Source organism: Flavobacterium soyae (assembly GCF_021245985.1).
Classification (GTDB): Bacteria; Bacteroidota; Bacteroidia; order Flavobacteriales; family Flavobacteriaceae; genus Flavobacterium; species Flavobacterium soyae.
Genome location: NZ_JAJQXA010000007.1, coordinates 95,605 through 120,742, shown reverse-complemented (window position 1 = coordinate 120,742; position 25,138 = coordinate 95,605). Strand labels below are relative to the sequence as shown.

Below are 25,138 nucleotides of genomic sequence, written 5' to 3'. Positions count from 1 at the left end.
TATTTTTATGGTAAAATGAATAAATATAATTTAATCTCAGGATTTCGTCTGCAAAGAATTGAAGCCATAAGCGATGGTGTATTTGCCATCGCCTTAACCTTTCTTGCTTTAGATATTAAGGTTCCTGTAAACGATTTAGTGCATAGCGAAAAAGACCTTATCATTACATTTCTACAACTTACGCCTAAACTGCTCACCTACTTTTTGAGTTTTGTTACTATGGGTATATATTGGCTGGCTCAATCCACTCAGTTTCATTATATCAATAAGAGTGATAGAAACCTGAACTGGATAAATTTATTTTTTTTACTGGCAATTTCAATAATGCCTTTTACAACAGCATTTTTAAGCCAGTATATTCACTTTAAGTTTTCAATCTTTATCTATTGGTTCAATCTTAGTCTATTAGGACAATTATTAGGCATCAACTGGTATTACGCAAAAAAGAAAAACATTTTAAGCATAAATGATGATGAACAAAAAACAGTAACGAAGTCAATTAAAAACAGAATAATTGAATCACAAATACTATATACTATTGCGGCTCTGTGTTGTTTCATTAATGCTTATTTAAGTATTGGTTTATTAGTAGTTATACAGCTTAATTATGCTTTTGCTGTATTCTCAAAAAAAGATAATGTAACAAAAAAACATTCCTATGAATAGACGAGATTTTTTAAATACTGCCGGAGTACTAGGAATAAGTTCTGCTATTAATAGCGAATCTGTATTTGGGCAAACCAATTATGAAATAATGATGAAGCCATTAAAAAAAATAATTACCATTGAAGAACATTTCGTACTGAAAAAAATCTCTCAAAGAGCAGCAGAATTCAATAGTAAACAAAACGGAGGAATCTTGTCTAATGATCCTGTTCAAAAAGAATTGATGGCAATTGTGCTGCCTACATCTGATGATATTGAAGATGTGGGTAACAGAAGGATAAAATTTATGGATGAAAGTGGTATTGATATACAAGTGCTTTCTTATGGAGCAGGAAGCCCACAAAATATTACAGATCGTACATTGGCTATCGAACTATGTCAGGAAGCAAATAATGAGCTGGCTGGGTTAATAAAAATGCACCCGACACGGTTTGCAGGCTTTGCTATATTACCTGCTGCTGACCCAAATTCGGCGGCTGAAGAATTAGACAGAGCCGTGAAGCAGCTAGGATTTAAAGGAGCTATGCTTTCAGGTACTTTCAACGGACGTTTTTTTGATGAGCCTGAATTCTTGCCTGTTTTTTCCAAAGCTCAGGAGTTAAACGTGCCTTTGTACATGCATCCTGCCATAATTCCTAAAAGTATTGCCGAGTATTATTATAAAAGTGACAATTGGCCGTCTGTTACAAGTGCTATGTTTGCTACAGCAGGTTATGGCTGGCATCTAGATTCAGGTATTGCAACAGTACGATTAATAGCTTCAGGTATTTTTGATAAACTGCCTAATTTGAAACTAATTTCAGGTCATTGGGGCGAATTAGTACCTTTTTATTTAAACCGACTTGATGACCAATTAGGCAAGACATTACAATTAAACCGCAAAATATCCGATTATTATAAAAGCAATATTTATGTTACCCCAAGCGGATTATTTTCAGAAGCACAGCTAAAATATGTGATTGAAGAATTGGGCGCTGACAATATTATTTATTCTGGCGATTATCCTTTTTTAATTGATAAAAACACAAGAGGATTTCTTGAAAAAGCTACTATTTCAAGAGAAGCGAAAGAGAAAATAGGTTATAAGAATGCGGAAAAATTGCTGCATTTATAAAATGTTACGAACATTAAAAATCCTTAATAAAGATGACTATGAAAGATAATATCAACTATAGAAAAAACAAATTTAATCTAATCTTATTCCTATTATTCATAATGACACTAAGTTTTTCAACAGAGACATCGGCGCAGTCAAATGAAACATATATGCGTATAGCAAAAATTGTGGTTGATGGTACCCAATTAGAAAACTATAAAAATGCCCTCAAAGAGCAAATGAAAAATGCCTTAAATCTTGAAAAGGGCGTATTGGCATATTCAGCAGTACAGGACAAAAATAATCCTGCCCATATTACAATTTTAGAAACTTATGCCAGTGTTGAGGCTTATCAGGAACATACACAAGCACTACATTTCAAAAAGTATAAAGTTACGGTTGAGGATATGGTAATATCACTTGAACAGATAGAAGTCTTTCCTATAGCAATAGGCAATAAAAACAAGATTTCATTGTATTAATATGGCGTTTGCTTTTTTTAAACAGTCTTATTCTTTAAAAAGTTAGCCGTTTTATACAATTATTTACCCATACGGTGATTGTAAATTTACGACACAATTTAAAGAACAATCACAATGAAAAATTTACCATTAGTAGCACTGGGAACCTGGTCCTGGGGTACTGGCTTTGCAGGCGGAGATCAGGTTTTTGGAAATAATTTAGCCTCTGAGGATTTAAAGCAGGTTTTTGATGAAGCTGTTAATTCAGGATTAATACTTTGGGATACAGCAGCAGTTTATGGCATGGGTTCATCAGAGAGTATTTTAGGGGAACTTATTAAAGATTACCCGCGTGAAAAAATAATATTATCTACTAAGTTTACTCCTCAAATGGCAGGGTTATCGTCTAACCCGGTTGAAGAAATGCTGAACAGCAGTTTTGAACGTCTTGGTACAGATTATATTGACATTTATTGGATTCATAATCCTACTGATATTCAAAAATGGACTCCCTGCCTAATACCATTACTAAAAAGTGGTAAAGTAAAAAAAGTAGGAGTTTCAAATCACAATTTAGAAGAAATCAAGCAGGCAAATGACATACTTTCAAAAGAAGGCTTTTCGATTTCGCCAGTACAAAATCATTACAGTCTCTTGTATCGCTTTTCAGAAGATACAGGTATAATTGAGTACTGTAAAAAGAATGATATTACATTTTTTGCTTATATGGTTCTGGAACAAGGAGCATTATCCGGAAAATATAATATTCAAAATCCACTTCCTGAAGGCAGTGGCAGAGGCACTACCTACAATAAAGTACTTCCAAAACTGGAAGATTTAACCAATGCAATGAAAGAAATTGGTAAAACTAAAAATGCTTCTATAGCTCAGGTTGCAATTGCATGGGCAATTGCAAAAAATACACTTCCTATTATTGGTGTTACCAAAACTTCACAAATAGAAGATGCCCGAAACGCAATGGAAATCAAACTATCTGAATCAGAAATTAGACTTATTGAAGATTTTGCTCATAAAACCGGTGTCGATACCAAGGCTGCATGGGAAAGTCAAAAAAAAAAATAATTTTTTAATCTCTCTGAATCCGCTGGGTGTAATTCATAAAAAAATTATTTAACACATAGAAGCATAGTTTTTTTAAGCTCAAAAACACACTATAACATAAAGTTAATTAAGAAAAACATATAAAATGAAAACAGTTTCAATACTATACCATAGTGGTAACGGACATACGCAAAAATTAGCTGAAGCCGTAAATTTAGGTGTATCATCAGTTTCCGGAATTACAACAAATTTAATTTCGATCGACCAAAATGACATTATAAACGGACATTATAAAAATGAAGAAGTATTTAACAAGCTCGATGCAAGCGATGCTATTATTTTTGGAAGTCCAACTTATATGGGAAATATTTCTGCACAATTCAAAGCTTTTGCAGATGCCAGTGTAGGCAGTTGGTTTCAGCAAAAATGGCGCGATAAACTTGCTGCCGGGTTCACAGTATCGGGTACTCCAAGCGGAGACAAGTTAAGCACACTTCAATACCTAAATACTTTAGCAATGCAGCATGGTATGATATGGGTTAGTCTTGGAGAGAGTCCAATGCAGGCTAATGGTTCAAATCGACTGGGAAGCTGGATTGGAGTTATGGCTCAGGCTGAAAATGATTCTCCGGAAGTAACACCTGGAAAAGAAGACAAATACACAGCTATACAACTTGGTAAAAGAGTCGCTGGACTTGTATTAAAAATCAATTAAAAGATTAAAATAATTATGTTTAAATCAGTAAAATTTAAGAACAGAGCAAATACACTTGCTGGAAATCTTCATCTACCTGAAGGCTTTGATAAAAGTAAAAAATACCCAGCACTTGTTGGAATTCACCCTGCAGGTGGTGTAAAAGAACAAGTTATTGGTCTTTATGCCGAAAAATTATGTAAACACGGATATGTTGTTTTAGTTTACGATTCTTCTTTTCAGGGAGAAAGTGAAGGTGAACCTCGCTTGTTAGAAGATCCAACAGTAAGAGTAGAAGATGCTCGTTGTGCAGCAGACTACTTAACCACATTACCTTTTGTTAATGCTGAAAGAATGGGTGTGTATGGAATTTGTGCTGGCGGCGGATATGCAATTAGTGTAACTCAAACTGAGCGCCGTTTTAAGGCAGTCGCTACAGTAAGTGCAGCTCCGATTGGTGAGGGATACAGAAATTATTTAGGTACAGCAACTCCTCCCGCTGAACTTATAAAAATGTTAGAAACAGCGGCTAATTTAAGAACTGCCGAAATAAATGGAGCAGCTCCGTCATATACTCCATTTGTCCCTGAAAGGTTTGAAGATATTAATGAGAATACTCCGGATCTTTTAAGAGAAGGATATGAGTATTACAGAACACCAAGAGGTCAGCATCCCAGCTCTAAAGGGCGCTTCCTAACAGCCAGTATGGATAAATTGCTGGCTTACTCTGCTTATGACCATATTACAGATTATTTATCGCAACCGATGCTTATCATAGCAGGCAGTAAAGCTGACACAAGACTTTTTAGTGAAATGGCTTTTGAGTTATCTAATGGTCCTAAAGAATTAGTATTAGTAGAAGGTGCCACTCATATAGCGATGTATGATGTACCTGAATACGTAGAGCAGGCGGTTAATAAAATGGTGCGCTTTTTTGAAGTATTGTAATTAAATAATAAATGAACAATTAAAATTTAAAAAAATGAATAAAGGAAAAGGAACAGCAAAAGTGTTGTTTGTAGTAACAAGTTGCAATGTAAAAGGAGAAACTGGTATTCCGACTGGTTTTAATCTTAGTGAAGTAACACATCCATTGGAAAAACTTGAAGAAAAAGGTGTTGTGGTTGATATTGCTTCTATAAAAGGTGGTCACGCACCATTAGATGGATTAGAGGATTTTAATGATCCTGCAAATGCTAAATATTGGGCTGATACCGATTTTAGAAATGCTTTAGAGAACACATTAAAGCTAGATGAAGTAAATGCAGCAGATTATGATGGAATATTCTTTGCCGGAGGTCATGGTACAATGTGGGATTTTGCAGATAGCCCGGCGGTGTTAGAAATAGTTCCTGAATTTTACGAATCAGGTAAAATTGTTTCAGCCGTTTGTCATGGTCCGGCAGCATTAGTAAATGTAAAATTGAGCGATGGTTCTTATTTAATCGCTGGTAAAAGCGTAGCGGCATTTACAAATGGTGAAGAAGAAGAAGTACAATCAACGAATGTGGTTCCATTCTTATTAGAAGATGTTTTAATAAAGCATGGAGCAGATTATAAACATTCTCCTAACTGGAATAATAACATTGCTGTTCATGGCAGATTAATTACAGGTCAAAACCCACAATCAGCTGCAAGTGTAGGTTTAGCAATTGCAAAAGCCCTAAAAATTAATAACGATGAAAATACAGCTCCTAAGCCAGGTCTAACTGCCGACTTTGTTGGCAGCGTATCGCCATCACTAAGCAAATATTCTGTTGATACCTTAACTGCTGAAGTATGGGAAAGACCGGGTTTATCTAAACACGACCGCTGTATAGTTACTGTATCCAGCTTAATAGCCCGTAATCATACTGTTGGTATGCCTCATTACTTTGCAAAAGCTTTAGACAATGGAGTTACGCCGGGTGAACTTTCAGAAATAATCACTCATCTTGCTTTTTATTCAGGTTGGCCAAATGCAATTTCAGCAGTAGGTGTTGCAAAAGAATTATTTGAGAACAATAATATTTGGCAAGCTGAACTGCCATCTACAGACCCATTGAGGCTAAATAAAGATGAAGCATTACCTGGTGATGAAAACAGACTTGGATTTATCCAACAGAATATTGCACCAATATCAAAAGGCTTTGCTAAATATACCAATGAATTGTTGTATGGCGAAGTTTGGCTTCGTTCAGGTTTATCATCAAGAAGCAGAAGCCTGGCAACCGTATGTGCTATGATTGCAGCTGGCGATATACAATTTCTTGGGCTGTACATGGGTAGAGCCGTGCAGCACGGTATAACCAGAGAAGAAATGGACGAAGTTTTAACACAACTTGCATTTTATGCCGGCTGGCCAAAAATAGTCTCAGCATCATTAGTGGTAAAAGAAGTTTATGAAAGTGCCGGAAAATAATATTTTTCGATCTACTACTAACTATTGTTATTGATTGTGGTTAATCAGTGAGAAGTGCCCCTTGATGATCAATTGATAAATGGATAATGCTTTCATACATAATATCAGAAACTATTTCTAACCATATAACCTACTAATTAAAAAATGATGATGAAGAGATTTATCATCATTTTTTTTATAATTCTCAATTTTGAATAATAACATTAAGTTTATATCACAGCTGGCAAAGCTAAATGAGCAACTCAATTTTATTGATTTAGAGATTGACAATCAAATAAAAAAATGTGAAAATGCAATTGACATTATTTTAAAGTCAATAAATACAGTCAAACGAATTGTTACTAAAAACAAGTTCAGGTCAGACTTAGACGAAATCCATTTTTTCAAAGAAATAAAACCACAATTCACTTCAAAACTTATTTATTATAATATATAAGGTTGAAATAAAAAAACTTAACGGCGGAAATCGAATACTAAAAAATATTACCAAATAGAATTTATGGAATTCGTAGAAACCTACGGATTGCCAAAAGGATATTCTGTAGATTATAGCAGTTAATTAAAATTATGGGTAAAGCCTATTTGATAAGAAATAATTAATTCAAGCCGCTAGTTAATAAAGTGTAGTCCCTACGGGCAATGTCATTAAGTTAAGAAGAAATCTATAAAATTACTTAACAGTTTAATTAAGAAAGTAATTAGAAAAATCAGTTTTTATCAGCGTTTTCGCTTTAGCGAATCAGTAAAATCAGCGTCTAATTGTGACGCGGATAAAACAGATTTACTTCGTAAAAACGCTGATAAACACGGATTTGATTTGCAATAATTTTATTTTCTAAAAGCTTAACTTAATGACATTGCCCATAGGGATTAAACTTTTTTAGAGCCAATTTATTTATTAAACTAACAACTTGAATTAATTAATTTAGCAGAGAAATAAGTATCTTTAAACAGAAATTCAAACAAAAACAGTTATAATATGTTTAGGCACATCGGCGAAAAAAGAACTTTAAAGCATGACTTAGGGATTGCTTCATTGTTATCATTTGTTGCTGGTGTTGTTAATGTTGCAAGTTTTATAGCTGTTCAGCGTTTAACAACAAACGTAACTGGGCATTTTGCTTTTTTTGTGGATGAAGTTTTTAAATTTAATATGTGGCAAGGATTTATCTACTTTTTATACATTTTCTTTTTTTTCTTAGGCTCATTTACATCAAGTGTCTTAGTTGAAATTATGTCTAAAAGAAATAATAGGCAAATCTATTCAGTTCCTGTAATTATTGAAAGTATCATTCTATTTACTGTAGCAATATTTGGGCAGCAATTAATTTCCGAATCTCCTAATATTTTGGCGTTCTTATTGTTATTTGCAATGGGGTTACAAAATTCACTCGTAACGAAAATTTCTAATGCAACTGTTCGCACCACTCACTTAACCGGGTTATTTACAGATTTAGGAATTGAACTTTCACAACTTTTTTTTTACAAATTAAAAGATCAAAAACAAAAACTTTATTCATCAATAAAATTACGCTTGACAATTATTAGCTTCTTTTTTTTGGGCGGAATTTTTGGAGGAATCTTCTATTCCATAGTTAAACTATATGTATTGGGAATTGTTGGAACTATTTTATTGATTGGGTTGGCATATGACGACATAAAACTGAAATTTTCAAATAGGGCAAAATAATCGATACCATGATATATGAGATTAAATGTAATCGAATTGCAATGATACTTTAGCTAACATTTTCATACTTTAAGAGTCTTTATAACACCTTACCATGGTTCTTATAAGATATTAAATAAATTAAAACTATCAGGTCAAACTATTGTTCATGCTTCCCACTTTGAAAAAGCTGTTTATAGTAATCAATTAGAAGAAAACCAAACTGAAATAAATAATGATTACACACCAATTGGCTTAGTCTGCTTTCCAGAAACAGATGATTTAGTTAAAATTAGGAATCATTTTATACTAATAACAAATCCATTAGAATTCGATAAATTTCATCAAAATTGGAACAAAATAATTCAAAATTTAGATAAATGTAAATTAAAAATTATTGAATCAGATTTTGAATTAGATGCTTCCCTGAACATTTCTTAAAGAAAATTTAATCCCAGTAATTGATCCCTTTTTTGATAAAAAGTCTAACTTATTAACTTCAGGATTTGAAATTCGCAGCATGGAAAAAATTATTTCTAAAACAAATCATAAACGAGAAAAATGGAAAAAGAACAACAGCAAAACGGTTTACAACCATAAACATCATGAGGATTTCAATCTGGGTGTATGATGTTTTCATTTAGGGTAAAACCTCATTTCCTTCCAAAAGCAACACCCGAATTTTTATTGGCAGACCTGTTAAACAATCTCGACCAATTAGCCAAAAACCCAAAAGAAGCAGCATCAAAAGTGAAATCCAAAGCAAAAAAATGAATGCTAAAAAGCTAAAAAAATCACTTCAGGAATACGGTAATGTTAAAGCAAAAAATATTGGAGCCAGTTTTAACAACACAATATGTCTGACTACTTGCAGATAGTTCTGTAATTAAAAATATAAATTTAATTCTGAGAAAAATAAACGAAGGCAGAATTTGCCCTTGAAAATAAAATAAGGAAGATTTTTTATCATATTTGACCTTGAAAACAAAACAAAGGTAAAAATTGCCCTCGTTCAAAATCTTTGAAAAATGAGTAATAATAAATACAATTCAGCAATTCCATATAATGATTTACCCTTATTGCCACCACAAGCAGAAATAGAAAACACAGTTATTCTAAAAAAACAATTGCAGCAAGTAGAGCTTTATCAGAATTAAAAGGAGCAATCACAAATTTGCCCAATCCAACATTATTTATATATACAATCAACTTGCAGGAAGCACAAGCGAGTTCGGCAATAGAGAACATCATCACAACCCAAGATGAACTATTTAAGGCTTCAATCGCTGACAGGAAAAACGACAATCCTGCCACAAAAAAAATAATGAATTATTTACGATTAAAAGGGAGTAAAATCGGTTACCCCAATTTAAAACATTGATATATAGTGATTAAAAAAAATCCTATTCCCTCTTTCTCTGCAAGAATTTAAAACCTCAATTTTTATTGAGTTTTTTTGCTTTATATTCAATCTTCTTTAAACATTTACCCAGTGATAATAAAACAAAAAAAGCCTTTAAATATTAGAATATTCAAAGACTAATTTTTTTTATACCCTAAAGTTTAGATTTCACATCTAAACTAAAAAATCAAACTTCTAAAGAATAAATTTCACAACCTTATTACATCATCGTATTAATACGAATACTGGCTTTTATAAGTGCCAATGCTGATATTTTTGAAATATGTATATCTTTTGGCTGATGATGCGAATTCTGGCTTACCAATTTTACAAACTCTGATCCCTGCTCTGATTTCTGAACATATTTTACCGTAATATATTCTTCCCAGTCATTTAATTTGACGCTTAAAAGATACATTTCTCCAAAAAAAATATTATCAAATTCTGTTTCCTTATATAAAATTATATCTCCGGATTTTAATAACGGATACATACTATCTCCGGTTACAGAAATGGCTCCATCGCATTTCGGCAGATTTGGAATTTTTATAGTATCCAAAACTCTTTGCGGCTTTCCACTGCTAAATAATTCCCTTAAACCTGCTACAGCCTCTAAATCATATAATGGTATTTCCTGGCTCACATGCAGTGAATCGATTGTTTTTCGGTCATTATTCATAATTACAATATTAGTGTTATCCTCTTTTATCATGGCTCCGTTTCCTGTTAAAAGCCATTCTGAATTTATCTCTGGGTAGTGGTGTAAAATTTTACACGCTTTATCCGTTCCCATATTGCTGCTATTATCTAAAAACTTATTAGAAAAGCCTAAATCATTACAGAACTTATATTTAGTAATCCCTTTATAATCAAGATATTCTCTTATTCTTTCAGTCGACCCCATAAAAAGATGTATTTTTTTACGTTAAAAATTTGTTTTGATGTATTATTTTACATTATATTTGCAAAGTAAAGAAAAATAAATTTTAAAAACAAGACAAACACATACAAATTTATGCGGCATAGAAACTACACTCGAAATAAAAAAAACAAATAAATAATTGATTATCATATAATTATATCATATTCAAAACATTGAAAAGGAAAAACAAAAACACTACACTAAATCAGAATAAAACTACGAATGACTAGTAATATTAATCATTAAAATTTAAAAAACCTTATTCATCATTACTTAAATCATAAAAATGGAAACAAATCAAATCAAGGAAAAAATTCAGGAACTGGAAAATTGGCTGATTGAAAATCCAAATAGTCCCGAGAGAAACTTAATAGAATCTGACATCAAAAAATTACGAACCTTATTAAATAAAAATCATGAGTAGAAATCAAATCGAAATAAGAATTGCACAATTGTATCTGGCACTTCAATATTGTTCTGAAAGATCAAAATCTTTTACGCCCGGAGAAAGAATCTGCATTAATCAGGAACGTTTTCAATGGATGCATATTCTGGACGATGAAACCGCTTCTCCCCGTCCCGTTTCACAAGCAATAGAAAACAAATTAAAAGAAGTATTAAGACTTGCCGATCACTATAATTTTAAACCGTATTACGGTGATCCGTTTAAAGAAGAAATTCTTATTGCATAACTAAAATTATTATAAAAACTAAAAGCCAATTATTATGAACACTGCATTAACAAACACAATCAACCCATCTATGGATTTATCTCAATTTTCTGCACAGCAATTAAAAGAGGCCCTAAACCGAATTGAAAATAAAAAGAATGAAGAACGAGATGCTTATAAAAAGCTGGTAGCCGAAACTATTCCGAAAGCGCTTTCGAGATTACACGAAACTTCTGAAATGATGCGAAATGCAAAAACAGAAACTTTTCAATTGTTTGAAACTATTCTGGATTTAAAGAATCAGGTTTATGGTTTTAAAGAGAAACAAATGTCGCATACTTTTTCTAATGATAAAGAAGAAATCACGATTGGATATCGCATTAATGAAGGCTGGGACGATACGGTAACAATTGGTATTGAAAAAGTACAGAATTACATTTCTTCACTTTCTACGAGTAAAGAAACAGCATCGTTAGTAAAAATTGTTTTCAATTTATTAAAAAAAGATGCTAAAGGAAATTTAAAAGGTTCGCGCGTTTTGGAACTTCAAAAATTAACGAAAGAATTTAATAATGAAGAATTTACAGATGGTGTTGAAATTATTGCTTCTTCATTTAAACCAATTCGCTCAAGCTGGTTTATTGAGGCGAACAGAATTGATGAAAATGGTGTAAAAACCAATATTCCGTTGTCTATGTCATCTGTAGATTTTTTACAGGGATATGCTTTTAATTTCTTTAACCAGCAAAACGAACAAAGTCATGCAGCCTAATAATGATATTTACGCGTCGGCACTTTTAGCTCTTCTGCTTATTGCAACCAATTTAAAACCAATTCTTTTATTCCGTGAATGGTTTTATTTCAGAATCAAAATAATTTTTAAACAATACTTAAATGAGCGTAAAAATAAAGCCAATTACTGACCACGAAAGTTACAAGGTTAATGAACATACCATTTTTAAAGACGGACTTGGAAACTGGAATTGCAAAAATGATTTATCCAATAAAGAACGTCAGGCTTTTAATCAATATGAAAGCATCGTAATTAAAAATCCGAGATTTAAAAAACACACAACAGCCACCTACAAAGGCTGAATAAATCCCTCAAAATCTACATTATAAAAACTTAAGTAAACATAAAAAAATGGTTCCTGTTTTTCGCTTCTTTCTGAAGGAAAACAGGAACCGAAGATGGGCGGTTTTTACCCAAAAAAGCAGCCAAAAACCATTCTTTCTGTAAAGTTCCCAGTCTTTAGAGCTGCGGAACGAGATCATGATAGGAAGAGTACAGACCTCAATTGTTAAAAAATAATCTTTAACAAATAGCACCTCAGAACGAGGTTCAAAAAAAATGGCATTTGAAGTAGAAAAACCATTACTTAAAAAGATTAAATGGTTTGGCTGCTGTAAATCTTTATGTCGTTATATCGTATTCAAATAATTCTTAATCATGATTACATCTTCATTTTAATAATTCTTCTCTTTTCAAAAAATCTTTCTTCATTTTCTATCACTCAATAAACATCATTATCATGCCTATATCCTCAAACAGAAGCCTCGGAATTCAAAAAAATAAATTATTGCGCTACAAACTTGTTAAAGAATTGTATCAAAAACACAAGACAGAAGATATTCCTACTACGGTAGTATGGCGTAAATATGTTTATCCTGTTTACCCAATTTCACGAACTACTTTGTATGAAATTCTTTGTACGCCTATTACTTCAGAATTAAAAAAAATCGAAGAACTTATGAGCAATCAGGAAAAATCTTCTTAACTATTATAAAAGAAAAGCGAAATCTTTTGAGCTCCTAAAAAACATTGTTTTTATGGTGCAAAGATGAGCCATTTACTCTCGTAAAAATGAGCTATGTTCGCTTTCTGTACAACTATGTAAAGCCCTAGAATACTAATGTTCACACACCTTGCATTCGTTTTTTTTAGGGCTTTTTTTACCCAATCTTTGCAATCACAAAAGGAAAGGACGGCAGAAATCTAACTGCAAAAATTAAGATTGCACCTTCTCCAAAAAAACAACATTCTGATGTTGTTTTTCCCAAATCACATTTATTAAATATTTCAACATTAATACATTCAATGGAACAGTTTCTATACCCATCTCTTACGGCATTTTTTGCCGCTTTTATAACCTGGTTTTTCTCTATGCGAAAATCATTGGCCGAAGACCGCGCCGCCGAACTTGACAACGCTGTAAGTGCCGTAAAATATTACCGTGATCTTCTTGATGACATTACCGCTCGCCTGACCGCCGCCACAGATACCATAAAAAAAATGGAAGTACAACACAAAGAACTTATGCTTATTAACCAGCAGCTGGTTGATGAGTTACAAAAATTTAAACAGTTAAACGGAAAAAATTCATGACACTAACCCAAAAAACCTTAGAAATCGCCACGGCACAAATTGGTGTCGAAGAAATTCCCAGAAACAGCAACTCCGGCCCCGAAGTCGAAATTTATTTACGAAGCGTCGGCCTTTCAAAAGGATATGCCTGGTGTATGGCTTTTGTTTACTGGTGTACACAAAAAGCAGCGCTGCAGATTAATACAAAAAACCCTTTAAAGAAAACGGCCGGAGTTCTGGATCAATATAATTCGAGACCACTGTTGGTAAAAAAAACACCTCAGCCCGGAGATGTTTTCATTATGGATTTTAACAACGGCGCAGGCCATACAGGTTTCGTCGAAAAAGTAACTGGAACCACTATTTACACTATTGAAGGAAATACCAATGATGCCGGCGGCCGTGAAGGCTATAAAGTAGCCAGAAGAAAACGTGATATAAAAAGCGTAAAAGGCTTTTTACGTCTGCAAAACTAAATTTATAAACCAACCTTAATTATGACTAAAAAACTAAAATGCTTTGTTTTTTCTCTTTTCATTATTCTGATCGTGATTTCATGCCGAAGTCCGAAACCTATTGAAAACGAAAACAAAGTTCAAACTATTACTATTACAGAAACGCTGCACGATACAGTTTTTAAAATTGCCAGAGACAGCAGCTCTTTTAACGCATTACTTGACTGTATTAACGGAAAAGTAGTCCTTAAAAATGTTATTCAGGCCGAACCAGGGCGTACATTAAAAAGCCCAAGGGTTCGACTTGATAACAATAAACTCAGCGTTGACTGTGACTTAAAAGAACAGGAACTCTACGCTTTCTGGAAATCAAAACAGGTAAAAGATGTTCAGGAAAAAACAATTACGATTACCAAGTTTGTCAATTACTTAACTTTTTGGCAGAAAGTGCAGATTTGGATGGGCAGAGTTCTTCTTATTGCTCTGGTCTTTTTACTTCTAAGATTCGTCTACAAAATCTATAAGCCTTTGATGGTTTAAAATTAACTTTTAAATAATTCATTTAAATATGTCTTCACAGTCTCATTTTTTCGTGGAGTCAGGAGGCTTTACGCAAAGCCGCGAGCAAGCTTTTGGTCCTCAATCGAGTACCGAGTTTAACCTGACGTCCAAATTTTCATTAGTTTCTCCCAAAAAGGCTTATGCAATCTGCAAAGGAGTTGTTTTAGCGCAGCCTCAAACTGGCAGTCCTGATAAAGTAAATCTTATTCTTCGTCCTTACAAACAGCCATTTCCTGGATTAAATATCAAATATTTCATTTACAGAGGACTGCAAAGAAGTGATTTTTTTACAATAGGTTCTAATCCTAAAATAATTCAGAAAACAGATCAAACGTCTGATTTTATCAATAAAATAAATGATGATTTTGATGCTTTTCACGATAATCGTAAAGATGCTCAAAACAATCCTATTCAAAAACCAGATTTTACTGCTAAATACATTGGTTATAAAGACAATCCAACTGAGGAAGAGGAAGCAACAGAATTAGCAATTCCACTTTCTAGTTTCTTTTTTAAAGAATCTGAATTTGTTAACGCCGATAATACTTTCGACGAAACAGACGACTTCGAACTTCCTATGATTGATATGGGAAAATCGTTGGGGAAATTTACACAGGGAGAATGCGGAATTGACGTTGTTTTAAATTACGGTGATTACAAACATAATTTTGACAATGCCGAATTTAAGTTTGATTTAGAATATGCTCGTAAAGCTTTTGCTTCTATTTCAATTACAGAAGGTACTACGTATCAACAAAAATTATTGCGCGAGCAAAGTATTCAATTTATTGATATTGCTTCTTTTTATGGTTTGTTTGTTCCTCAATATTCTGTAGATATTGTAAGCGCAGGAACTCAAACAACTAAAAAAGGTGTAGAAATTTTCAATAGTGTTATCAATAATTTTTTCACTAAAAACTATTGGTATATCTATATTCAGAGCGATCGTACACGCAGTTATGATTTTTACGGAAACTACAAAATTGGCGATGGTCCTGAAAATCTTAAAACAGGTTTATTAGCGAATTCAGAAGGAATTGTCCCAATGACAACTATAACTTATGGAACTGATGGCTGGCCGGTTTTAATTGATAAACAAGAACAAGCTAATACTGTTACCACAAATAACCTTTATCTGCAATTTACAACCGATAACAATAACAATACTGCTTTTTACGGACAGATTGCAAAAGTTGCCAATGCACAAAAAGATAATTTCATTAATGCAGATGGTTTGCTATTACCGCCAGATGAAGAAGGAAACTATGCAGATTTAACGACAGCAATTCAACTTACAACTCCTGCTTATCAAGGGAAAAATATTGCAACACTTAATATTTTGCTATATCAGGGGAAAGTTAACACTTATAAAGCAGATGAAGTACTTGATGAAAATGGAGATCCAGTTGTTGTAATTGGACAGGCTAACTTTTTTGATGATGTGTTTAGTTTAATTAAGGCTGAACCATTATTAAAATTAAACGGCGATGATAATTATTCGAGAATGACTTCTGAAAAACTAAATCTTATCAATGAGTTTTACGACAAAAAACAGCAAGGAATTTCAATAGTACAAACTCTTACGGTAAACGATGTTATTGAAACCGGAATTGAAGAAAACCCTTTTATTGAACGCGTTACCTATCTTACAGAAGCAGTAGATGTCATGAACAATGCCGTATCTGCAACTGGAAGCACAACGCCAGATACAAAAACAACAGCTTCTGCAAGCAGTGCAGTTACAAAAAGTAAAACGTATCAATTACCAGATCCTTATTACTATAATTTAAAACTGTTTACAGACAGCACTCAAACTATTACAGGACTGGAATTAAAAACGCTGGATAGATCTACCCCTAATAAAATTATTTTGGGATTAACTAAAACTGAAAATGATGCTATTAAAGCATTAATAATGGATGACACAAAAAATCCTCGTTTGCTTTTGATTGATTTATTTGAAGATGGAAATGAGTTGATTTCTTCAGAGCATATAAAATACCAAAAATACAAAGTCGCGATTGTAGCTGAAAATGCTGATGGTGAAACAGTATTGTCTGAACTTGAAAATCCTGTTTTTGTTTATTCACTTGATCGGAAATATTACTTCAGCAAAGATTATAGCGAATATATGCCAATTATTTCAACAGGTATTGAAGGAGATAACTTAATTAATGAACAAATTACTATATGATTATGGAAGATTATGCAGTAGTATTAGCCAATAATTTGATAGTAAAGGCTTCAAATTTTGGTGGTATAGCAAATATTAAATTTAATAGACAAGGCAAAGTGACTTCATTTATATATGAAGGCCAAAAAAATATAGCTCTTTTTGAATTTAAATCAAATGAATTCTTGGACTATGTTGATGAATCTTATTTTGAAAAAATTAAAGTAAAAGAGGTTCAAAAAGAAGGAGATAAATATAATGGTGTAGACAAAAAATTATGGGAGAATTTTGTTTTTAAAAAGTATGAAAAACTTACACGTGCCCAATATAATGATACTATTTTTGGATTATTAAGAGATTCATCTGGATTATGTTATAACTATCATACATGGAATTATACAAATCCATATACAGTGCCTACTAGTCCTCAATTAGCTCCCAATGCATTGCCAAGTGGTCAATTATGTGATGTATTTACAAATGGTACTCATGCAAAAGACTTTTTTGATACTTATAAAAACGAAAAATTTCTCGACACCGACCAAAGCGATATTAGGCTTATTGGAGAAATTGCGTCATTACTAAAAAATGCAGATGAAAAAACAACAGAGGCATTTTTAAATTTTAACCTAACAGGGGTTGACACTACAAAATTTACGTTTCATACCACAGAAAATCAACTCTCAAGAGCAGAACTTTTAGAGTATAAAAAAGGTCTTGAATTATGGCTCAAAATGCTAAAAAAATATCAAACCGAGATTAGTAAATTGGGTCATGAAGAAAAGCTGTTTATAGCTATAGATGTAATGTATCGACATAACATGTTAACATTATTAACTGTTGATCAAAGAATTAGTATTCTAAAGATTTTAGTTGAAAAAAGATTGTTGATGAATTGGTATTGGGTCAATTTTTCTATTGGATTTGTTCATAAAGAAGATTTAGCAATTCATATACTTGAATCATTTACCAATGCGTCGGATGCTAATTCTTTCCTAGAAAAACTTGTTTCTGAAAGCGTTATAGAATCAGAATACAAAGATCATCAAGGAGTATTATTAGACACAAAAAAAATACCCCTTTACAAGATGTTATTCTACAGAATGGATGACTATGGCGGTACAGATAATTTTACAAAATTTGCAAAACAACTAGAGCGAATAGTGTTATTGAAAAATAATATTGTTGACCAAAATATTCCTTCCTCAGTTTCTATAGAAGAATTAAAAAAAACGACTAGAGCTCAATTTTTTTGGAGAGAAAAACAACCAGAAAAAGGCCCTGTTCAAGAAAGAATTAAATATAAAATTGTAAGCTCAACTGAAAAGCAAATTAAGATTAAAGAAAGTGTTTGGCTTAAAACTGAATTAATTGAACAATATACTACAACATCTTCTTCTGGAGTTGATGTAATTACAGGATATAAAGAAGTACCTGTTGATTTACAAGAACAAACCTTTAACTTAAATCATTTTGACTTAGTTTCGATTCATTTTTTTAATAATCCCTCATTCATAGATTTAAGTTTGGACCCAAGTTATGTTGGTGAACATTTTTATACTTACGCAGGTTTAGTTGAATATGTATTAGAAAAAGAAAGAACAAAAAAAGCAGAAGATGTATTTAATGCAACTCTATTTGTTATTTCGTTAATATTTGGAATTGGTGAATTAGCAGCAGCTTTAAGAAGTCTAAATTTTGCACGCACGTTATTAGGCGTAGCAATGATAACTAGTGACACTGCTGTGTACTTGTCCCAAGATACTGAATTCCATAATTACTTAGTAGAAACTTATGGAATAGTAATGGCCCGAAAAATAATTGACGATATGACAATTTTATCATCAATAGCTTCGTTGGGTGCTAATGGGATTGCTGGCTCGGGAATATTAAAAACATATTCCAGAGAGAAAGCATTAAGATTAGTCGGTACAGGCGAGGCCATACTAAAAGATTCTACAGCTTTATCAAAAATGTTACCAAAAGAAATAGAAGCATTAAATGAAGCTATCAAAAGAATTAAAAAGGAATTGTATTCTATAAGGAAAACACCTGAAGTTGTTGATATTATTATAAATACAAAAGCTGACGTGCTATTTTTTAAATTTCCAGGTTTAAAAAACGCTCTTAGTGAATTATCTGATTTTGAACGATTAGCATTTAGGTCGAAATTTCTTAACTTAAGTGAAAGGGAAATAAATGCCTTACAATCACGTTGGATTGGCTCAACATTTGCGACAAAACAAGAAATTATACAAAATTCAGAGATATGGATAAAAAATATTAAATTAGAAAAATATTTAAAAGAGGGGCGCTATGAACTAATTTCTATTCTTTATAATAAGGAAATTACAGAAGGGTATTTACACAACGGAATAAGATATGCAATGACAGCTACCGATGCAACATCAGAAACGCTTGCAGAGTTAAATAAAGCAAATATCATTGCAAATAGAACCGATGATGTAGCAATTATAGCCAACAACTGTGGATATCCAGAACATATCATTCAAAAAGCTAAAAATCATTTATTTAAAAACGAATATCTCATACTTAAAGACGATGGAACTTTAAGTTTAGGTAGATTACAACGATTTGAAACTATTGGTGACACATTTGGTGATAGTGATCTTTGGAATCATTTTGTTAATACTCCTTATGCTGAAATAAGTGATGTAAGAAAAGGAGAATTTAGATGGTTAATTGCCCATGAATATATAGAAGCGGGTCTTATGCAAAAACACATGCCCCTGAGAAGCTTTATTAATGGGGACAATGCTTTAAGTTATGATGTGGGAGCTCATTATCTTAGTGTTAATAAAACAGGACTAATGTACGATTTTGCACCTTATACTACTTTAGGAAGATTGCAAGTAAATATACCTCCTTTACCAACTCAAAATTTAGATAATTTGGATGACATTTTAAATCAGCTAATAACTTTTTATAAACTAGAATAAAAAAATGGAAAATTTTCAAGATAAACTTAAAGAATTTAAAAGGCAAATTAAAGGAAGAAAAACAGAATCAGATACTGCTGGAATATTATTGTTTAAAGATTTTTTATCAAAAATGACTGAATGGAATCATTCTATTGGTTTTACCGATGATTGGGTAAATAAAATTAGTAGACAACATGATTTATTAAATATTGTTGGAATAGTGGCTCCAGATTTGTTGAAAAATGTAATTTCTTTAAATGATTTTAGAAGTAATACTCCTCAAAATGGCGATACATTTAATTTGTCAAGTGCCCGAAGTCTTGATGCCGGTTTAATTCATGCATTGTTCTGTTGGGACATTTTCAAAAACAATTCTGTATTTGATAAATTTAAAAATTTACCCAATCCTTATGATGCTATAAAAATATTATACATTACAGGACATTATGTAGATAAATCAGAACCAACTAAAATTACAATAGACTCTAAATTTGACGTTAGGAGGCAAACAGATTTTAGATTACCATCATTAGATTATGATTTTTTAGACTATATAGACGAACAATGTCAAAGAAGTGGTAGTGGAGGAATTCCTAATCAAGAAAAAACAAATCAATTGTGGGAAGAGTTCAAACAGAAAAAAGGTTATTAATTTTTTGCATATAACTCAGTTCCCGCTTTTACGAGTGTACTACTCGTGAAAGCAAAATTGTCTGGTACCCTAGCCTGAAATAAATTTACACTAAAAGCATAAAACAACTCAAAGGCAAAAAATCTTTGGGTTGTTTTTAAAACTAAAATTTCTCAAAAGAGAAAAATACATTCCAAAAAAATCCTCCGCTGGCGTGGGCGTACCGCTCTTGAATATAAAATATTTCTTACATTATCTCAAAAATAATAAATGAGCAGAAAATACAAATTTGGAGACAAAACTGGAGCATACTTTATAAGTTTTGCTACAGTTTACTGGATAGATGTTTTTACAAGAGAAGAGTATTTTGGGAATATCGTAGAATCATTAGATTACTGCAGAAAAAACAAAGGAATGGAGATCTATGGATATTGTATTATGCCAAGTCATATTCATTTAATTTTTAGATCTGAAAATGGAGATCCTTCTGGTATAATAAGAGATTTTAAGGGTTTTACCTCTAGAAAAATGCTCAAAACAATTGAAGAAAATCCTCAAGAAAGTGGAAAGAATGGATGCTTTGGATGTTTGAAAGAGCAGGAAAGAAAAACAGCAATGTAAAATTAAGGCAATTTTGGCAGCAAAATAATAAGCCTATTGAAATTTGGTCTCTAACAGTTTTTGAGCAAAAACTAAACTATATTCATAACAATCCAGTTCAAACAGGCTTTGTTACTAATCCTGTGGACTGGAAATACAGTTCAGCAAGAAATTATGGTGATAATGATCAGACAGTTTTAGAAATCGATATTAATTGATATGCTGTGTGTTCACGAGCGGGACGCTCGCGCCAGCTGGGGGAAAATGTATATTTAAGTGTTGATATTGTACTTTATAACAAAAATGGGAAGAGAATTAGCGGTATGGTTCAAGAAATTGACGGTCTTTTAATTAAAAATAACAATGAAATTGACAAAATAATTAGTATGAAATTAGATGTTGATTATCATCGTTTTAAAAAGGACAATATTAAATTAACTCAAATAATAAGAGATTTACCAGATGATGGTTTAGAATTAAAAAATTATATAATAAATAATGATCACTTAAAAAAATTAAGTAATACAATAAAAAATGATGCGGTTGAAGCAAAAATATTATATATTGATTTAAGAAGCGGGAAAGAAATTATAGAATCACCGACTGTTTTCAGATCAAAAATTAAAGCGTCTTATGATCCGGTAAGTGATTTTCAAAAAATACATCCTGAAACCTTCAATACAACAAAAGATATATTAATAGAAAGTTCATATCAATCAATAAAAAATAAATTTTAATTATGGGGAAAATAAGATCAATCTTTTTTGAATACAATGAAGAAGATGAACATTTCGATTTTGGCACATTTTCATTATGTATGTATTATGCTGCTAAACTTAATCCTAGCAAAGCAAAAAAACTATTTGAAGCTACTATATCTGAATGGAAATATAGAGTTGAATATGAATTGCCATTGGAAAACTTAGAATCAAAGAATAGAGAAGTACATTTTATCCCTTCAGAAGTACAAGATTCGATCATTTTCTTAGAAAATGATTTAATTCCTGCATTAAACAATGAGACACAAGATTTATTAAAACAATATGGAGGCAAATCTAGTTTTATTAACATGTATTACAGCAGTGTTGATTTTCTAAAATTTAATGGAATAGATGAAAATGAATATTTTGATGGGAATGGAGAAAATTTAGCACATTATATGAATCGTCTGAAAATTGCTTTACAATATTCTTTGACAGTAAACCAACCCTTAATAGTGTATGTAAATTAATCCTTCTGTCTGTAACAAGATCATCACGCGCTCTTGTTCGAGTGTCCCCCCCCCGCTGGCGCGAGCGTCCCGCTCGTGAACGCAAAGTATTTCTTACATTAGCTCAAAAAAATAAATGAGCAGAAAATACAAATTTGGGGATAAAACTGGAGCTTACTTTATAAGTTTTGCTACAGTTTACTGGATAGATGTTTTTACAAGAGAAGAGTATTTTGGGAGTATCGTAGAATCATTAGATTACTGCAGAAAGAACAAAGGAATGGAGATCTATGGATATTGTATTATGCCAAGTCATATTCATTTAATTTTTAGATCTGAAAAGGGAGATCCTTCTGGTCTAATAAGAGATTTTAAGGGTTTTACTTCTAGAAAAATGCTCAAAACAATTGAAGAAAATTCTCAAGAAAGTAGAAAAGAATGGATGCTTTGGATGTTTGAAAGAGCAGGAAAGAAAAACAGCAATGTAAAATTAAGGCAATTTTGGCAGCAAAATAATAAGCCTATTGAAATTTGGTCTCTAACAGTTTTTGAGCAGAAACTAAACTATATTCATAACAATCCTGTTCAAACAGGCTTTGTTACTAATCCTGTGGACTGGAAATACAGTTTAGCAAGAAATTATGGTGATAATGATCAGACAGTTTTAGAAATTGATATTAATTGATATGCTGTGTGTTCACGAGCGGGGCGCTCGCGCCAGCTGGGGGGCATATTCCTGGAACCCATGCAGAAGTAAGGGCTCTAAATGAATTATTATGGCGATTACAAAATGAAAAAGGATTAATTATAACGAATGATATTATTAATGATATTCTTGGGTATAACAAAAATTACAGCACAATAGCAATAATGCCAAGATGTGCTGACTGCTTCTTTATCACTAAAGATTTTAAAATGATAATGTCAAATTAATAATAAAAAAATATGAGCTTAAAACAATCCGAAAAATTAAGATTAGATGATACTCAGGTACAATATGGTGGATGGGACGATGACGGTTATCGTATGATATTACATAATGGGGGTTTCTATACTGGATATTTGGTATTAGATAGAAACCTCGATGGGACTGTAGCATTTGAAAAAGAGTATAAAAACGGAAGCCATTTGGGCTGGGATAATGAATACAATCAAAATGGACAACTTATTAGGGCAACTTTAACTGTTGGAGAAACTAGTTTAGCTTTTTATGAATATGACCTTAATGGTAATCAAATTGGAGGTGGAAAGTTAACCGATGATAAGTATTATCAAAAAATGGTATCTAAATATAATTTAGATTAAAAAATGATTTTAGCTCCGCTGGTACGAATGTCCCCTGCTGGCGCGAGCGTCCCGCTCGTGAACACAAAGTATTTCTTACATTAGCTCAAAAAACAATAAATGAGCAGAAAGTACAAATTTGGAGACAAAACTGGAGCATACTTTATAAGTTTTGCTACAGTTTACTGGATAGATGTTTTTACAAGAGAAGAGTATTTTGGGAATATCGTAGAATCATTAGATTACTGCAGAAAAAATAAAGGAATGGAAATTTATGGCTATTGTATTATGCCAAGTCATATTCATTTAATTTTTAGATCTGAAAATGGAGACCCTTCTGGTCTTATAAGAGATTTTAAAGGTTTTACCTCTAGAAAAATGCTCAAAACAATTGAAGAAAATCCGCAAGAAAGCAGAAAAGAATGGATGCTTTGGATGTTTGAAAGAGCAGGAAAGAAAAACAGCAATGTAAAATTCAGGCAATTTTGGCAGCAAAACAATAAACCTATTGAAATTTGGTCTCTAACAGTTTTTGAGCAAAAACTAAACTATATTCATTTTAATCCAGTTCAAACAGGCTTTGTTACTAATCCTGTGGACTGGAAATACAGTTCAGCAAGAAATTATGGTGATAATGATCAGACAGTTTTAGAAATTGATATTAATTGATATGCTGTGTGTTCACGAGCGGGACGCTCGCGCCAGCTGGGGGATGGCATCACATTGAAGGAAATGTTAGCTCTAATAATTTCGGAAGAATTGATAATATTGTAGATGCCTCAGATTCCAGAGGTTATTTTACAGCGAACGTATCAATTAAAAATACAAGTGGAGTTTGGATTCCTAAAAGAGATGGTCTAGGAAATTTAATTGATAATGATATGTTTCCGAGACACTGGTCAAAACAAGAGCTAATTGAAAATATTTCCGTTGCTTATACAAATAAAGTTCATAATGGTATTGGAAATCAATATCGAGGTCTTATGAGTGATGGAAAAACAGTAATTATTTGTATAAATGGTAATTCAAATTTGATAGATCAAACAACAAGTATTAAGACCTTATGGCCAAAAAGATAATTTTATTAATAAATATAAACATATGAGTGCATTAAAGCCCTACAAAGTACAACTTACAAATAGACCTGGGTTCGGTAAACAAATATTTACAATTAATACATGGTTATCAGCGTATATTAATGATCATTATTACGTTGAAGAAGCGGAGAGGCTGTTAATAGGTAACATAAACAAAGTCCTTTCTGGTGAAGCATATAAAGGAGGAGGACAAACTCAGAGTTTATATTTTGCTGAAATATACAGAAACGAAACTAAAATATATCAAGATTTAGAAGCATGGGAACAAAACAATAATATTACCCCAGATTTTGTTCTTCCTACAACTGATTTTAAGGTAATTGTCGAAGCATGGAGAGATTTTTTGAAAAAATGATCTGATAAAAAACCCTGCCTATCGCTAGCACGAGCACCCCACTCGTGAACACAAAGTCTAAAAAGCTCAAAGACAAAAAAGTCTTTGAGCTCTCTTAAAAACATCATTCTTCCTTCAAAGAAAATGATAATCTAACAAACCCAAAAAACATATTTTAAAACCCAATCCGGAACTTAAAAATTAAGTTTCCTAACCTTTTATTGGCTTTTCTAAAAACCAATCATTACCCAAATATTTTACAAACTATGTAAAATAAAACTATTGTGACGCCACTAACACAATTTTAAAACAATCCATTTTGGCTGAAAACATGCTAAAAGAGGTCAAAAAACATCCTCTCTAAAAGCACAAATCAACCAGAATAAATTACGGTAACCCCCATAAGCCTTAATAAACGCCTATAAATTTTAAAACCCCGTAA

Annotated in this window: 29 protein-coding genes and 1 pseudogene; 29 read left to right on the top strand and 1 reads right to left on the bottom strand. The window is 32.2% G+C overall.

Annotated elements, in window-relative coordinates:
• The first annotated feature begins 15 nt into the window (after positions 1 to 15).
• The 10 genes from LUU93_RS10940 to LUU93_RS10900 all read left to right on the top strand — a co-directional run bounded on the left by LUU93_RS10940 (position 16) and on the right by LUU93_RS10900 (position 9,430).
• The gene (locus LUU93_RS10940; protein ID WP_232681116.1) at positions 16 to 666 is read left to right on the top strand and encodes a TMEM175 family protein; all 651 of its coding nucleotides are present in this window, start codon (positions 16 to 18) and stop codon (positions 664 to 666) included.
• On the top strand, positions 659 to 1,780 hold the full coding sequence (locus LUU93_RS10935) for an amidohydrolase family protein (RefSeq protein ID WP_232681115.1): 1,122 nt from the start codon (positions 659 to 661) through the stop codon (positions 1,778 to 1,780). Before LUU93_RS10940 ends, LUU93_RS10935 begins: the two co-directional genes overlap by 8 nt.
• A gap of 38 nt (positions 1,781 to 1,818) precedes the next feature.
• Positions 1,819 to 2,244, top strand: coding sequence for a putative quinol monooxygenase (locus LUU93_RS10930; RefSeq protein WP_232681113.1), 426 nt, complete (start codon positions 1,819 to 1,821; stop codon positions 2,242 to 2,244).
• 114 nt (positions 2,245 to 2,358) lie between these two features.
• Entirely contained in the window at positions 2,359 to 3,306 is a 948-nt protein-coding gene (locus tag LUU93_RS10925) for an aldo/keto reductase (RefSeq protein WP_232681112.1), read from the top strand.
• A gap of 124 nt (positions 3,307 to 3,430) precedes the next feature.
• Positions 3,431 to 4,000, top strand: coding sequence for a flavodoxin family protein (locus tag LUU93_RS10920; RefSeq protein WP_232681111.1), 570 nt, complete (start codon positions 3,431 to 3,433; stop codon positions 3,998 to 4,000).
• A 15-nt stretch (positions 4,001 to 4,015) separates the two neighbouring features.
• The gene (locus LUU93_RS10915) at positions 4,016 to 4,927 is read left to right on the top strand and encodes an alpha/beta hydrolase (RefSeq protein WP_232681109.1); all 912 of its coding nucleotides are present in this window, start codon (positions 4,016 to 4,018) and stop codon (positions 4,925 to 4,927) included.
• Between the two features lie 34 nt (positions 4,928 to 4,961).
• Positions 4,962 to 6,380 carry a carboxymuconolactone decarboxylase family protein gene (locus LUU93_RS10910; protein WP_232681108.1) on the top strand — a complete coding sequence of 473 codons (1,419 nt, stop codon included), beginning with the start codon at positions 4,962 to 4,964 and terminating at the stop codon, positions 6,378 to 6,380.
• Between the two features lie 979 nt (positions 6,381 to 7,359).
• Positions 7,360 to 8,070, top strand: a complete 711-nt coding sequence (locus LUU93_RS10905; RefSeq protein ID WP_232681107.1) for a YoaK family protein — start codon at positions 7,360 to 7,362, stop codon at positions 8,068 to 8,070.
• A gap of 1,007 nt (positions 8,071 to 9,077) precedes the next feature.
• Positions 9,078 to 9,206: a hypothetical protein gene (locus LUU93_RS21705; RefSeq protein WP_255669456.1), complete on the top strand. Its 129-nt coding sequence runs from the start codon at positions 9,078 to 9,080 to the stop codon at positions 9,204 to 9,206.
• A 17-nt stretch (positions 9,207 to 9,223) separates the two neighbouring features.
• The gene (locus LUU93_RS10900; RefSeq protein ID WP_232681106.1) at positions 9,224 to 9,430 is read left to right on the top strand and encodes a Fic/DOC family N-terminal domain-containing protein; all 207 of its coding nucleotides are present in this window, start codon (positions 9,224 to 9,226) and stop codon (positions 9,428 to 9,430) included.
• Positions 9,431 to 9,671: 241 nt separating this feature from the next.
• Here LUU93_RS10900 and LUU93_RS10895 read toward each other — a convergent pair whose 3' ends face one another.
• The gene (locus LUU93_RS10895) at positions 9,672 to 10,355 is read right to left on the bottom strand and encodes a S24 family peptidase (RefSeq protein ID WP_232681103.1); all 684 of its coding nucleotides are present in this window, start codon (positions 10,353 to 10,355) and stop codon (positions 9,672 to 9,674) included.
• A gap of 304 nt (positions 10,356 to 10,659) precedes the next feature.
• Between LUU93_RS10895 and LUU93_RS10890 the strand changes: the two genes are divergently transcribed.
• From LUU93_RS10890 to LUU93_RS10800, 19 genes and pseudogenes are all read left to right on the top strand, one after another.
• Entirely contained in the window at positions 10,660 to 10,797 is a 138-nt protein-coding gene (locus LUU93_RS10890) for a hypothetical protein (protein WP_157849152.1), read from the top strand.
• Positions 10,790 to 11,065 carry a hypothetical protein gene (locus tag LUU93_RS10885; RefSeq protein WP_232681102.1) on the top strand — a complete coding sequence of 92 codons (276 nt, stop codon included), beginning with the start codon at positions 10,790 to 10,792 and terminating at the stop codon, positions 11,063 to 11,065. Before LUU93_RS10890 ends, LUU93_RS10885 begins: the two co-directional genes overlap by 8 nt.
• Before the next feature lie 34 nt (positions 11,066 to 11,099).
• On the top strand, positions 11,100 to 11,816 hold the full coding sequence (locus tag LUU93_RS10880) for a DUF3164 family protein (protein WP_083598141.1): 717 nt from the start codon (positions 11,100 to 11,102) through the stop codon (positions 11,814 to 11,816).
• A gap of 122 nt (positions 11,817 to 11,938) precedes the next feature.
• Positions 11,939 to 12,139 (top strand): hypothetical protein, encoded by a 201-nt coding sequence (locus LUU93_RS10875; RefSeq protein WP_053471136.1) that lies wholly within the window; start codon positions 11,939 to 11,941, stop codon positions 12,137 to 12,139.
• 437 nt (positions 12,140 to 12,576) lie between these two features.
• Positions 12,577 to 12,822: a hypothetical protein gene (locus tag LUU93_RS10870; protein WP_053471137.1), complete on the top strand. Its 246-nt coding sequence runs from the start codon at positions 12,577 to 12,579 to the stop codon at positions 12,820 to 12,822.
• A 320-nt stretch (positions 12,823 to 13,142) separates the two neighbouring features.
• Positions 13,143 to 13,430 (top strand): methyl-accepting chemotaxis protein, encoded by a 288-nt coding sequence (locus LUU93_RS10865; RefSeq protein WP_091290755.1) that lies wholly within the window; start codon positions 13,143 to 13,145, stop codon positions 13,428 to 13,430.
• Positions 13,427 to 13,885, top strand: coding sequence for a CHAP domain-containing protein (locus tag LUU93_RS10860; RefSeq protein WP_232681097.1), 459 nt, complete (start codon positions 13,427 to 13,429; stop codon positions 13,883 to 13,885). Before LUU93_RS10865 ends, LUU93_RS10860 begins: the two co-directional genes overlap by 4 nt.
• Before the next feature lie 21 nt (positions 13,886 to 13,906).
• Positions 13,907 to 14,404: a hypothetical protein gene (locus LUU93_RS10855; RefSeq protein ID WP_232681094.1), complete on the top strand. Its 498-nt coding sequence runs from the start codon at positions 13,907 to 13,909 to the stop codon at positions 14,402 to 14,404.
• Between the two features lie 28 nt (positions 14,405 to 14,432).
• On the top strand, positions 14,433 to 16,619 hold the full coding sequence (locus tag LUU93_RS10850; protein ID WP_232681091.1) for a hypothetical protein: 2,187 nt from the start codon (positions 14,433 to 14,435) through the stop codon (positions 16,617 to 16,619).
• Positions 16,620 to 16,621: 2 nt separating this feature from the next.
• Positions 16,622 to 19,558 carry a ligand-binding sensor domain-containing protein gene (locus LUU93_RS10845; protein WP_232681085.1) on the top strand — a complete coding sequence of 979 codons (2,937 nt, stop codon included), beginning with the start codon at positions 16,622 to 16,624 and terminating at the stop codon, positions 19,556 to 19,558.
• A 4-nt stretch (positions 19,559 to 19,562) separates the two neighbouring features.
• On the top strand, positions 19,563 to 20,192 hold the full coding sequence (locus tag LUU93_RS10840; protein WP_232681083.1) for a hypothetical protein: 630 nt from the start codon (positions 19,563 to 19,565) through the stop codon (positions 20,190 to 20,192).
• Positions 20,193 to 20,441: 249 nt separating this feature from the next.
• Positions 20,442 to 20,989 (top strand): annotated as a pseudogene (locus tag LUU93_RS10835) (REP-associated tyrosine transposase).
• A 6-nt stretch (positions 20,990 to 20,995) separates the two neighbouring features.
• Positions 20,996 to 21,508, top strand: coding sequence for a hypothetical protein (locus LUU93_RS10830; protein WP_232681081.1), 513 nt, complete (start codon positions 20,996 to 20,998; stop codon positions 21,506 to 21,508).
• A 2-nt stretch (positions 21,509 to 21,510) separates the two neighbouring features.
• The gene (locus LUU93_RS10825; protein WP_232681080.1) at positions 21,511 to 22,002 is read left to right on the top strand and encodes a hypothetical protein; all 492 of its coding nucleotides are present in this window, start codon (positions 21,511 to 21,513) and stop codon (positions 22,000 to 22,002) included.
• A 115-nt stretch (positions 22,003 to 22,117) separates the two neighbouring features.
• Positions 22,118 to 22,666 carry an REP-associated tyrosine transposase gene (locus LUU93_RS10820; RefSeq protein ID WP_232681078.1) on the top strand — a complete coding sequence of 183 codons (549 nt, stop codon included), beginning with the start codon at positions 22,118 to 22,120 and terminating at the stop codon, positions 22,664 to 22,666.
• 260 nt (positions 22,667 to 22,926) lie between these two features.
• Positions 22,927 to 23,286, top strand: coding sequence for a hypothetical protein (locus tag LUU93_RS10815; protein ID WP_232681076.1), 360 nt, complete (start codon positions 22,927 to 22,929; stop codon positions 23,284 to 23,286).
• 99 nt (positions 23,287 to 23,385) lie between these two features.
• The gene (locus LUU93_RS10810) at positions 23,386 to 23,934 is read left to right on the top strand and encodes an REP-associated tyrosine transposase (RefSeq protein ID WP_232681075.1); all 549 of its coding nucleotides are present in this window, start codon (positions 23,386 to 23,388) and stop codon (positions 23,932 to 23,934) included.
• Positions 23,935 to 23,942: 8 nt separating this feature from the next.
• The gene (locus tag LUU93_RS10805) at positions 23,943 to 24,344 is read left to right on the top strand and encodes an EndoU domain-containing protein (protein ID WP_232681074.1); all 402 of its coding nucleotides are present in this window, start codon (positions 23,943 to 23,945) and stop codon (positions 24,342 to 24,344) included.
• A gap of 22 nt (positions 24,345 to 24,366) precedes the next feature.
• Complete coding sequence (locus tag LUU93_RS10800; protein ID WP_232681073.1) at positions 24,367 to 24,717, top strand: hypothetical protein; 351 nt, start codon at positions 24,367 to 24,369, stop codon at positions 24,715 to 24,717.
• The last annotated feature ends 421 nt before the right edge of the window (positions 24,718 to 25,138 follow it).